The sequence below is a fragment of the Neisseria sp. P0001.S005 genome, from assembly GCF_051963715.1.
This window is the reverse complement of sequence record NZ_JBQCTZ010000115.1, coordinates 1-11,180: the sequence shown is the minus strand read 5'-3', so window position 1 is coordinate 11,180 and position 11,180 is coordinate 1. Positions and strand designations below refer to the sequence as shown.

The window sequence follows — 11,180 nt, the reverse complement described above, 5'->3', positions numbered from 1 at the left end:
ATGCTGGTGTGGAAATTCTTGTGTGGTCATAAAGTTATTGGTTTTCGTGCAATGTTTTCAGACGGCCTGATGCGGTCAGAATGGGTTTGTTGTTTTGGAAATCAGCGGGCTTCTTTGGCCGCTTCCTGCTCGGCTTTGTAGCGGCGCAGAAATTCGATGGCGGCGGCTCTTTCGGCTTCGTTGCCGTATTTGGCATCACGTTGGGCGCGGCGCAGTTCGGCGCGTTCTTTGGCTTCTTCGATTTGGCGCGCTTTGAAGTCTTCGCGGTTGTCGGAGGAGACAAGTTTGTCCTGTTGCGATTGCGCTTTGGCCATGGCTTTGGCAATCAAATCCATGGGGTTGAATGCGGCGCTTGGTGCGGCTGTTTGGGTTTGTGTCTGTGCGGCCTGTTTGGCTTTGACGGCGGCTTCGCGTTGCGCCAGCAGGGCTTTGCGTTCGGCATCGTCGCGCTGTTTGCGCGCGGTATGGCGTTCAAAACGGCTTTGTGCGTGTTCGGCGGCGGCAAAGCGCGGTTCGGCAGAGGTGCTGAAACGGCGTGCGGACGGCAGGAAGGGCTGCGATACGGGAACCATGTCGATGCAGTCGACGGGGCAGGGGGTAACGCACAAGCCGCAGCCGGTGCATTCGTCGCTGATGACGGTGTGCATCAGTTTGGACGCGCCCATAATGGCATCGACAGGGCAGGCGCGGATGCAGGCGGTACAGCCGATGCAGATAGCTTCGTCAATCAGGGCTATGGCTTTGATTTGCGTTTTTGCCGGATCGAGGTAGGGTTTGCCCAACAGGTCGGCAATGTCTTTCATGACGGTTTCCCCACCCGGCGCGCACAGGTTTACCGGCGCTTCTCCTGTCGACAGGGCGCGCGCATAGGGTAAGCAGCCTTCGTAGCCGCACTCACGGCATTGGGTTTGCGGCAACAGGCGGCTGATGCTTTGGATGGGAATGGTCATCATGGATAGTCAAAATCGAAAAGGCGCATTATATCAGATTGTTGCGTTTGTTTTGGCGAAACCCGCTTTGCTTATTTTAGCGAAACTCTCCACGCTCGTTTTAGCGAAACTCGTTACACTCATTTTCAGACGGCCTGAGTCGGGTTTACATTATAATATTATAATTTTGAAATGGATTTATTCGGGTAATTAGGAATGACGGCTACACTTTGTCCCTGTCAGTCAGGGCGTGTTTATACGGAATGTTGCGCACCGTTTCATGCACGTGAGGCGGCGGCCGCGACGGCGGAAGAGTTGATGCGTTCGCGTTACAGCGCGTATGTTTTGCAGGAAATCGACTATATCGTGGACACGACTGTCCCTGAGCAGCAGAATTTGTTGGACAAGCAGGATTTGGCGGTATGGAGTAAGCAGACGCAGTGGTCGGGATTGAAGGTTATCCGTCATGTGCCGTTTGGCAAGCTGCATGCTTTGGTCGAGTTTGAGGCGTATTTTGAAGAGAACGGGCAAACCGAGTGCCATCATGAATTGTCGGCGTTTGTGAAAATAGACGGGCGTTGGTACTTTATTGATCCGACCGTTGCTTTGCCGACGATGAAACAGCCTTGTTTGTGCGGTTCGGGCAAAAAGTTTAAGGCGTGTTGCGGACAGTTTTTCAAATAGTAATGTAAACAGGCCGTCTGAACGTTCAGACGGCCTGAGCTGTTTTTGCAGATAAAAAAAACCATTCATACTAAGGGAGAAGTATGAATGGCCAATACATTGCGGGAAAACGTCTTACTTGCTGCACCGCCCAAAAGGGATGAAAGAGCGGTGTTGTGTCAGCGATTAGTATTCTACTATTTTTAGTATTAAATGCTGTTAAGAAGTGAAATAATTTCAATAAATTGCAAGATAATCGTGATTTTTTGAAGATAAACGGCATTTTTACTGATTTTCTCGAATCCATTTCACCCATTGCTGAAACAGTTCGGGTTGCAATGCGGCGATGACGGAACGCTTGAATACATGTTCGCCGCTCCAAAAATCGTCGCCTTCCAAAGTAGTCAGGCAGCCGCCGGCTTCTTCAAAAATCAATGCGCCGGCGGCGTAGTCCCACAGCTTTTGTCCGCCGTGGATGTAAATATCGTAGCGGCCGCTGGCAAGGTAGCACCAATCGAGCGTGCTGCTGCCCATGCTGCGGATTGTGCCGAATGGGGCAAGGGTATTCATGCGGCTGGCGAGTTTGCCCGAACGCAGGTATTTGATTTCTACGCCGGCAATGGATTCGTTAAGTTTTTTGTTTCCGGAACGCAGCGGCAGCGGTGTGCCGTTGAGGAATGCGCCTTTGCCGCGTTCGGCATAGAAACATTCGCCGCTGACCGGATTGTAAATCACGCCCAATTCGGAGTGGCCGTTTTTAACCAGTGCGACGGATACGGCAAAATGCGGCAAACCGTTGACGAAGTTGTTTGTGCCGTCGATAGGATCGACAATCCACAGGCCGTCTGAATGTTCGTTCCACAAACGGGTTTGCTCCTGAACGTTCATCTCCTCGCCCAACATCGGACAATCCTCCAATAAGGGCAGGGCGGCGGCAAAAGCGGTTTGTGCGGCCAAATCTGCTTCACTCAAAACCGAGCCGTCTTCCTTGCGTCGTGACGGCGTGTTCAGAAAACGCGGCATGACTTCGGTTTGGGCGATGTGGCGGACGACTTTCTGTAAACGGTATAGCACGGCGTATCCTTGTTTTTTGCAGTTTTGCGTGACAGTGGATTAAAATTCGGGAAGTTTTCAAATTATAGTGGATGAAATCAAAATCAGGCAGGCAAGTGTATGTCGTCGCCGTGTTTCAATTTCGTTCACGAAAGTTCAAATTATATACATGAATAAAGCAGGAAACCATGCCCCGATTTTATGTTGATTTTGCCTTAAGCCCCGACAGCGTGGTCGAATTGCCCGATAATGTGGTGCGCCATCTGAATGTATTGCGCGTGAAAAACACGGAAGAAATCGTGTTGTTCAACGGCAATGGCAAGGCATATCCGGCATTGCCCGAAGTTTTGGAAAAGCGCCGCGCCAGCGTGCGGATTCTGCGTGAAGAGGCAACGGACAACGAATCGCCGCTGAACATTACGTTGGTACAGGCGGTATCCTCCGCCGAGCGCATGGATTTCACTTTGCAGAAAAGCGTGGAATTGGGCGTGGCAGAAATTCGCCCGGTCATCAGCGAACGCTGTGTCGTCCGCTTGAGCGGCGAACGCGCTGAAAAGCGGGTGGCGCGTTGGCAGGAAATCGTCGTTTCGGCGTGTGAACAAAGCGGCCGCAATATTGTGCCGAAGGTTTTGCCGCTGACGACTTATGCACAGGCTCTGCAGCAGTTGCCGCAGGAAACGACCAAACTGTTAATGAGCTTGAACCGCGCACAAAAACTGAGCGATGTTCGGCCGCAATCCGGCAAAGTCGTGTTTATGGTCGGCCCGGAAGGCGGCTGGACGGAGAAGGAAGAGCAGCAGGCATTTGATGCCGGTTTTCAATCCGTTACGCTTGGCAAACGGGTGTTGCGTACCGAAACCGCCTCACTTGCGGCCATTGCGGCCATGCAGACACTTTGGGGCGATTTTGCATAAAGTTCAGGCCGTCTGAAAACGAGTGTCACGAGTTTCGCTAAAACGAGCGTAGCGGGTTGTACTAAAACGAGCTGTTGCTTCATGAGATAAAAATGGGAGTTTAAAAAATGTCTTACACCTTTACACTGACCGAGCACGAGCTGGAAGCGGAATTGAAAAAGTTAATCGTGCAAGAGGCCGATAAGGCCGATGATGTGGATATGGATGATTTTACCGACGATGCACTTTTGTTTGGCGATGACAGTCCGGTCGGTTTGGATTCGCTTGATGCGCTGCAAATCAGCGTTGCCTTGCAACAGTATTTCCAAGTGCGTCTGCAGGGCGACCGGATGGTGCGCAAACATATGATGTGCGTACGCGATTTGGCGGCGTTTATCCGTGCGGAGCATGGCGCGTGAGTTGGGTTTGCGGTACGGCGGCCACTTCTGCCTTGAATCCGCAAACGGATTTCAGACGGCCTGATGCAGTGTCTTATACGTTTTTAAACCAGCCACAGCAGGCTGCTTATTTTCGTGCATTCGCCGGCGACAGTTTGGGGCGGAAGGAATTTGCGGATATTGCCGAACAACATTTGCGACAAGCCGCCGAAAGTGCAGGCTGGCCGTCTGAAAGCTGGCATGATGCGCCGGTGTTTATCGGTTCCAGTTCCTATTCCATCTCCGAATATGAAAACCGCCATTTTGCGGGCAATAGGGCGGTAGAAGAACACAATTTGCTTTATCTCGCCGAAGATTTGCGCCGGCGCAGCGGCAATCGGCAGATTTTCAGTTTCGCTACTGCCTGCACTTCATCCGCCCATGCGCTGATTCAGGCGGATAATTGTTTGCGCAGCGGGGTGGAGCGCGCCTTTGTGCTTGGGATTGAAAACCTCAACCGGCTGACTTTGCTGCATTTTCACAGCTTGGGTTTGCTGGCCGAGCAATATCGGCCTTTTGGCGGAAACGGTTTGATTTTAGGCGAAGGTGTTGCCGCACTTGCCTTATCTTCCGCTGCTCCTGAATCTTCTTCAGGCCGTTTGAAACTTATCGGACATGCCGCCAATACAGGCAATGACCTGATTCAAAGCGATGGCCAAGCGCAAGAGCAGGTGATGCGCCGTGCGTTAGATATTGCAGGCATCGCTCCTGAAAGTATTGCAGCCGTTAAAATACACGGTATCGGCACGGCTGACAGCGATGCCGCCGAATTGGCCGCACTGGAAAATATATTCGGTACACTGCCGCCTTTGATGGCGTTCAAGCCGAAAATCGGACACACGCTTGGCGCAACGGCAGCCCTTGAAACAGCCCTGCTATTATCCGCTTTAAAACAAGGCGGAAGTAGCGATTATCAGGGGCGGAAAATTTGTTTTTCCGAGTGCGCGGCTTTACAAAAAGGCAGCTTTTTCTGTTTGGCCAATCAGTTTGGTTTTGGCGGCAGCAACACATCTTTGGTATGGCAATGGCAACCGTAAATCCTAATATCCGTATTACCGCCGCCGTGCGTTTTGATACTGACGCCGGCACCGGCGGTAAAATCCTCAAACAAACCTTAAAGCAGCAAAGCGGTATGGATACCCGCCGTCTCAGTCGGTTAAGCCTGCTTGCCGCGCTTGGTGCAGGGCAGCTAAAGGAACAAAGCGAAATCCGTTCTGATTGCGCTGTTTTTCTCGGTACACCATTTTCTTCGCCATCCGTATTTGAAAAAATGGCAGACAATGTGCTGAACCATCACGCCGCGATGCCGTTTGACTTTATCGCCAATCTGCACAACTCTCCCGTTTTTCATGCCGCGCAAGCGTTAGGCACGCATGGTGCAACTTTGGTCGTGGCTGCTGACAACAATGTGGATACCTGCTTTCATCCATTATTGCTGGCGATGCAGTCTGTGCAAAATGGCGGACAAGCTGCGGTTGGCTGGGCATATGAACATCAAGCAGCTCATGCCGATACCCATGAAGGCAGTATTTGGATGTTGCTTGAAGCCGGTGCAGAGCAGGGTGTTCCCGTTGTGTTGAATGATGAAGGTACTCAGACTGATAGGCCGTCTGAAAAGCCGCAATATTATTGGCAAAATATCGCCGATTGGATAGAAGAAGTAATGGCGCACGAGGGTAGGAGTGTGAAGAAATATACTTTGGCGTGATCGGCAAATGATTTTAGAGAAAGTATTTGTCTTTTGAATAAATAAGGTTTATGTCATTAAAAAGGCCGTCTGAAAATATTTTCAGACGGCCTTTTTGTATCAAAAACCAATCAACGAGACATCTCACCTTGAATAGCGCGGATATTCGCTTTACGGGCGTTGATGGTACGGGTCAGCTGTTGGATCTTAATTTGATCACCTTTTTGTTTGGCCGCATTCAGCTGGGTTTGAAGGTGGGTAATAGCGGCCTGTTCATTGCGTACTTCGGTCTGCAATATCTGTTTGCGGGTTTCTTTAGGGCTTGGCTTAGGAGCCGGCGTAACTACAGGTGCAGTACGGATAACAGGGGCTTTGTATTTGCTGTATGAAGAACTGCGTGATTTGTTCTGATGGTTGCGCAGGGTAATATTAAGGCGCGGATTGGCGGCTTCGGCTGTATTGGTCACGCTTGTAATTGGAATATGGGGCAAAATTTTAATATCGTTGTAAACATTGCTTGGATCAAACGGAATATTAGCAGCAGGTGTATATGCCTTAGGGAAAGGTGTTTGCGCGGATGTTTTGCTTTGATCTACCGGGGAAACCGTTGTAGCAGGTTTATTTGGTACATTTGATTCTACTGTTGGAGCAACAACGGTTTTAATCGTTTGTTCGTTAGCCGTGTTTGCGACAGTTGTTTTACCAGTATTGGTGTTTTTTGCATTATATCGGGTTGAGGTTTTGGTATAGGCTTTACCTTTACGCTTGGTTTCAACGTTGATAGGTGTTTTGTCGATTGCTTCATCTGAGGCAATTACGGTTTGGTTATTTTGTTTGGCCGTGGTTCTATCAGGTGTTTTGGGTAAAACAACAGGATTCTGAATAATTGCTTGAGGGATTTGAATCGCAGATGTTGTTGGAAGGGTTTGCGTAATAGGGGTAGGAGTATTGTTTGGAGTTTGAACAGCCATAGTTTGAGGCTGTGTAGTAGCAGACATGACGTTGAGAACGTCGGTAGTGTCAATTTCAGACTTTATTGTAGGGGCAGTGTCTAAAACAGCTGTATCGCTGAGAATGGCAAGGCCGTCAGCAACGTTTTTGTCAATTTGAGAAGTTAGACGTGCTTGCGCAATAGGAATGGAAATAGGTGCGGGAACACCGTATTCATTTCGAGCAACAACGACTGGGGTTTGTACCGCAGGAGTTGCTTGAGAAGCATGAACGTAGTCAGCGGCAGATGCTTTAAATTCTGTTGTTTGTACCGTTTTTAAAACCGGAGTGTCGCCTGGAATTGCAACGACGCTGTTTTCCGTTACATTGTTTGTTTCAACTATGCGACAGGCGTCATTGATCTGGTATGAAGCATAAACAGTGATGCCTTCAACATTGCAGACATACTCGGCAGCGTTGGCGGCGGCGGGGAGGGTCAGGCTGAGGGCAATGGCGGTTTTGCAGAAAAACGGTTTCATAAAGGCAATAGAATCAGGTTGTTTGTTTAAAGTGTAATTATACTATGTACACTGTCAGCATCCGCCAACTTATTTTTAGGCGGTGTAAAACTATGGCTGAAAGGTTGAAAATTGGAATAAAAGGTCTTAGGCCGTCTGAAACTTGTCATATAAAGTTTCAGACGGCCTTTACTGTCATGGCGGATTAAGCGTTCAACAGGCTTTCGTCCAATGTCAGCTCTTCGTTTTTATTGACGGCGACTTTGCGTGCCAAAACGTTTTGGGCGATTTCGTGTGCTTCGGCAAGCGAGTGCATCAGGTAAGTGCCGCATTGGTATTCGTTCAGCTCGGGGATTTTGCTTTGGTCTTGAACGGTCAAAACATCCTGCATTGAAGCAAGCCATGCGTCGGCGACCTGCTGCTCGTCAGGCGTGCCGATAAGGCTCATGTAGAAACCGGTGCGGCAGCCCATTGGGGAAATGTCGATGATTTCAACGCCGTTGCCGTTTAAGTGGTCGCGCATAAAACCTGCGAACAGGTGCTCCAGCGTGTGAATGCCTTTTTCAGGCAGGATTTCTTTGTTGGGAACGCAGAAACGCAGGTCAAACACGGTAATGGTGTCGCCTTTGGGCGTGGTCATGGTTTTTGCCACGCGGACGGCAGGGGCGTGCATACGGGTGTGGTCGACTTTGAAACTGTCTAGTAGGGGCATTTGGGTGTCCTTTGAGGTAAATAGATGTTTAGCTAGGGATATTTGAAGACTGAATCACAATTCTGCAATCTCAACTGCTTCGCCCGAAGCCTCGCTCAGTGCTTCGTTTAAAACGTCGTAGAAATCGCGGCTGTCGCGTGTTGCCAGCCATTTGCCGTTTTGCTCGGCGAAATGGTAGCCGCCGCTTTTGGCTGCAATCCACAATTCTTGGTTGGGCGTGTGGCGGTTGACGATGATTTGCGTGCCGTTTTCGGCTTCGATGGTCAGTACGTTTCCGGCAAACTGGCAGTCGAAATCCCAGCCGTTTTCGTCGATTTGGTCTTCGATATGTTCGAACAATTCTTCGCTCATGCGGATGAATTCGCTTTCGGTCATCATGGCTTTTTGTGTGGTTTTTGTTTAAGATACCGAATCTTGCCACATTCGTAATGATGAAGAAAGTTTTACTGATGAAATACGGCGTATTTTTTGCAGCAGCAACGGCTCTGCTGCTCTCTGCCTGCGGCTACAAAGGCGATCTCTACCTGCCCAAAGAAGGCGACAAGGCGCGCTTCGGCGTGATTCAAACCGGCTTGAAATTCGATACGGCCAAAGAACCGACCACTCAAACCAACGACTAAAAAAGATTTCACAAACATGACCTTATTCTGCGAACAACTCCCTTATACACACCTTGCCGAAGAGTTTGGTACGCCGCTTTATGTGTACAGCAAATCTGCGCTGACCGAGGCATTTGAAAACTACCAAACCGCATTTGCCGCTTTAAATCCGCTTGTCTGCTACGCAGTGAAAGCGAATGGCAATCTGAGCATCATCAAGCACTTTGCTTCTTTGGGGAGCGGTTTCGATATTGTGTCCGGCGGCGAGTTGGCGCGTATTTTGGCGGCAGGCGGCGATGCGGCGAAAACGATTTTTTCCGGTGTGGGTAAGAGTGAAGCAGAAATCGAGTTTGCGCTGAATGCAGGCGTGAAATGCTTCAATATGGAAAGCATTCCCGAAATCGACCGCATTCAGAAAGTTGCCGTGCGCTTGGGTAAGGTCGCTCCGGTTTCCCTGCGCGTCAACCCCGATGTCGATGCCAAAACCCATCCTTATATCTCCACCGGCCTGAAAGCCAACAAATTCGGTATTGCCTATGCCGATGCACTTGAGGCCTATCGTCATGCTTCCCGACAAAGCCATTTGAAAATTGTCGGTATCGACTGCCATATCGGCTCCCAACTGACCGACCTCAGCCCGCTTGTCGAAGCCTGCGAACGGATCTTGGCTTTGGTCGACCAACTGGCAACCGAAGGCATTGTGTTGGAACACTTGGACTTGGGCGGCGGTGTCGGCATTGTTTACCAAGATGAAAATGTGCCTGATTTGGGCGCGTATGCCAAAGAAGTTCAAAAACTGATCGGTACACGCCGTCTGAAACTGGTTCTCGAGCCAGGCCGCAGTTTGGTCGGTAATGCAGGCGCGTTGTTGACGCGAGTCGAATTCGTCAAACATGGCGAAGAGAAAAACTTTGTGATGGTCGATGCGGCGATGAACGATTTGATGCGTCCGGCGCTTTATGATGCCTATCATCACATTGAAGCGGTCGAAACCAAAGACATTGAGCCTCTGACGGCCAATATCGTCGGCCCGATTTGTGAAACCGGCGACTTCCTCGGCAAAGACCGCACCATCGCCTGTGAAGAAGGGGATTTGCTGCTTATCCGCAGCGCCGGTGCGTATGGCTCAAGCATGGCGAGCAACTACAACACGCGCAACCGTGCGGCGGAAGTATTGGTTGACGGCAGCGAATGCAAACTTATCCGCCAACGTGAAACCGTCGAGCAGCAAATGGCCAATGAATTGGCTTGTTTGTAAGGTTTGATTGTTTAAAAGGCCGTCTGAAGGCTTGATAGACTTTCAGACGGCCTTTGTTATGAAAGAAAAGGGCATGTATCCAACACGCCCTTTTTTAGTTTATCAATAATGCGGCGGAATCTCATCGCGCAGGCTGTACGGTTCGCGTTCGCCGTTTGCGCCTTTATCCTGCATCCGTTGATACAGAAGCCGCAGCTGGCCTTGCTGCAAATCCAAAGCCTGCTGCATCTTGGCGATGGTGTCGTTCAGACTGCCGATTAAATCTTCCTGCAAGGCCGTCTGAATTTCCAGCTCCGTGACGCGGTGTTCCAATTCCCGAATATCGCTCATATTACAGCACCATCGCGGCAATCCAGCCGGCGGCCATCAGCGGGATATTGTAGTGGATAAAAGTCGGGATAACCGAATCGCGGATGTGGTCGTGCTGACCGTCGGCGTTCAAACCCATGGTCGGGCCGAGCGTCGAGTCGGAAGCAGGAGAGCCAGCATCGCCCAGCGCACCGGCCGTGCCGACGATGGCGACGGTCGCCATAGGAGAGAAGCCCAAGCTCATGCACAAAGGCACATAAATCGCGGTAATAATCGGCAAAGTTGAGAAAGACGAGCCGATGCCCATGGTCACCAGCAAGCCGACGCACAACATGGTCAATGCGGCCATGCCTTTATTACCGCCGAACAAAGCCATGCTGCGTTCGACCAAAGGCTGAATGTCGCCGGTCGCGTTCATTACAGCGGCAAAACCTTGTGCCGCAATCATAATAAAGCCGACCATCGCCATCATTTTGATGCCTTCGCCGAAGACATCGCTGGCGGCAGAGCGGTTCATCACGCCCAACATCATAAACACAGCAAAGCCCAACATAGCGCCCAACACCAGCGAACCATCATACAAAAGCTGAATGGCAAAACACACGGCAATCGCCACGGCCGCCACCAAGCTGCGATAGGTTGACGGCTCTTGTTGTTGCACTGCTGCACGGTTGTCTTCCGTGTCAGTGGTATTGTTTTGATAAATACGCGGCTTGCGGTAGTGCCAAAAGGCCAGCAGCAAGCCGGATACCATGCCCAAAGCCGGAATCGCCATTGCATGCATCACATTGATGCCGCTGGTGTCCATGCCTGCCGAGCGGATATTGCCCAACATGATGTCCTTCAAGAAGATGGCGCCGAAACCGTAAGGCAGGAACATATAAGTCGTTACCAAGCCAAACGTAATTACGCAGGCCACCAAACGGCGGTCGAGTTTCAAACGGTTGAACACCAACAGCAGTGGTGGAATAATCATCGGGATAAACGCAATATGAATCGGCACGACGTTTTGGCTCATCACGCCCATGCACAAAATAATCGCCAGCAGCAGCCATTTGACCGCGCCTTCGCCTTTCGCGTTGCCTTCGCCGCCGTTGAGCTTGCGGATAATCACACCGGCGAGCTGTTGCGGCAGGCCGGAATGCGTGATGGCCATGGCAAACGCGCCGAGCATGGCATAAGACAGCGCGAT

The 11,180-nt window shown here is 50.7% G+C and carries 14 protein-coding genes; 7 read left to right on the top strand and 7 right to left on the bottom strand.

Annotated elements, in window-relative coordinates:
- Positions 1-101: 101 nt before the first annotated feature.
- Complete coding sequence (locus ACTHSP_RS13200) at positions 102-950, bottom strand: RnfABCDGE type electron transport complex subunit B (RefSeq protein ID WP_440346248.1); 849 nt, start codon at positions 948-950, stop codon at positions 102-104.
- Between the two features lie 195 nt (positions 951-1,145).
- Between ACTHSP_RS13200 and ACTHSP_RS13195 the strand changes: the two genes are divergently transcribed.
- Positions 1,146-1,613, top strand: a complete 468-nt coding sequence (locus ACTHSP_RS13195; protein WP_003684664.1) for a YchJ family protein — start codon at positions 1,146-1,148, stop codon at positions 1,611-1,613.
- A 264-nt stretch (positions 1,614-1,877) separates the two neighbouring features.
- Here ACTHSP_RS13195 and ACTHSP_RS13190 read toward each other — a convergent pair whose 3' ends face one another.
- Positions 1,878-2,666 (bottom strand): inositol monophosphatase family protein, encoded by a 789-nt coding sequence (locus tag ACTHSP_RS13190; RefSeq protein WP_049350881.1) that lies wholly within the window; start codon positions 2,664-2,666, stop codon positions 1,878-1,880.
- A gap of 167 nt (positions 2,667-2,833) precedes the next feature.
- Between ACTHSP_RS13190 and ACTHSP_RS13185 the strand changes: the two genes are divergently transcribed.
- The 4 genes from ACTHSP_RS13185 (at position 2,834) to ACTHSP_RS13170 (ending at position 5,683) form a co-directional block, all read left to right on the top strand.
- Complete coding sequence (locus tag ACTHSP_RS13185; RefSeq protein WP_049350880.1) at positions 2,834-3,559, top strand: 16S rRNA (uracil(1498)-N(3))-methyltransferase; 726 nt, start codon at positions 2,834-2,836, stop codon at positions 3,557-3,559.
- A gap of 107 nt (positions 3,560-3,666) precedes the next feature.
- A complete protein-coding gene (locus ACTHSP_RS13180) occupies positions 3,667-3,957 on the top strand; it encodes an acyl carrier protein (RefSeq protein WP_049350879.1) in 291 nt (96 codons plus the stop codon).
- Positions 3,954-5,012, top strand: coding sequence for a beta-ketoacyl synthase N-terminal-like domain-containing protein (locus ACTHSP_RS13175; RefSeq protein WP_440346247.1), 1,059 nt, complete (start codon positions 3,954-3,956; stop codon positions 5,010-5,012). Before ACTHSP_RS13180 ends, ACTHSP_RS13175 begins: the two co-directional genes overlap by 4 nt.
- Complete coding sequence (locus ACTHSP_RS13170; RefSeq protein WP_049350877.1) at positions 4,994-5,683, top strand: hypothetical protein; 690 nt, start codon at positions 4,994-4,996, stop codon at positions 5,681-5,683. The genes ACTHSP_RS13175 and ACTHSP_RS13170 overlap by 19 nt, the downstream gene beginning before the upstream one ends.
- Positions 5,684-5,793: 110 nt before the next feature.
- Here the strand turns inward: ACTHSP_RS13170 and ACTHSP_RS13165 are convergent, their stop codons facing one another.
- The 3 genes from ACTHSP_RS13165 to cyaY form a co-directional block, all read right to left on the bottom strand.
- Complete coding sequence (locus tag ACTHSP_RS13165; RefSeq protein WP_049350876.1) at positions 5,794-7,131, bottom strand: hypothetical protein; 1,338 nt, start codon at positions 7,129-7,131, stop codon at positions 5,794-5,796.
- A 184-nt stretch (positions 7,132-7,315) separates the two neighbouring features.
- Positions 7,316-7,822, bottom strand: coding sequence for an S-ribosylhomocysteine lyase (gene luxS, locus ACTHSP_RS13160; RefSeq protein ID WP_049350875.1), 507 nt, complete (start codon positions 7,820-7,822; stop codon positions 7,316-7,318).
- 54 nt (positions 7,823-7,876) lie between these two features.
- The gene (gene cyaY / locus ACTHSP_RS13155; protein ID WP_036472792.1) at positions 7,877-8,200 is read right to left on the bottom strand and encodes an iron donor protein CyaY; all 324 of its coding nucleotides are present in this window, start codon (positions 8,198-8,200) and stop codon (positions 7,877-7,879) included.
- Between the two features lie 50 nt (positions 8,201-8,250).
- Here cyaY and lptM point away from each other — a divergent pair, with 50 nt between their 5' ends.
- Both lptM and lysA read left to right on the top strand, forming a co-directional pair.
- Positions 8,251-8,442: an LPS translocon maturation chaperone LptM gene (gene lptM / locus ACTHSP_RS13150; protein ID WP_003684659.1), complete on the top strand. Its 192-nt coding sequence runs from the start codon at positions 8,251-8,253 to the stop codon at positions 8,440-8,442.
- Positions 8,443-8,458: 16 nt separating this feature from the next.
- A complete protein-coding gene (gene lysA, locus ACTHSP_RS13145; protein ID WP_049350874.1) occupies positions 8,459-9,679 on the top strand; it encodes a diaminopimelate decarboxylase in 1,221 nt (406 codons plus the stop codon).
- A 102-nt stretch (positions 9,680-9,781) separates the two neighbouring features.
- Here lysA and ACTHSP_RS13140 read toward each other — a convergent pair whose 3' ends face one another.
- Both ACTHSP_RS13140 and ACTHSP_RS13135 read right to left on the bottom strand, forming a co-directional pair.
- Positions 9,782-10,009, bottom strand: a complete 228-nt coding sequence (locus tag ACTHSP_RS13140) for a SlyX family protein (RefSeq protein ID WP_049350873.1) — start codon at positions 10,007-10,009, stop codon at positions 9,782-9,784.
- A 1-nt stretch (position 10,010) separates the two neighbouring features.
- The coding region (locus tag ACTHSP_RS13135; RefSeq protein ID WP_440346246.1) for a Na+/H+ antiporter family protein at positions 10,011-11,180 on the bottom strand (1,170 nt) is incomplete at its 5' end.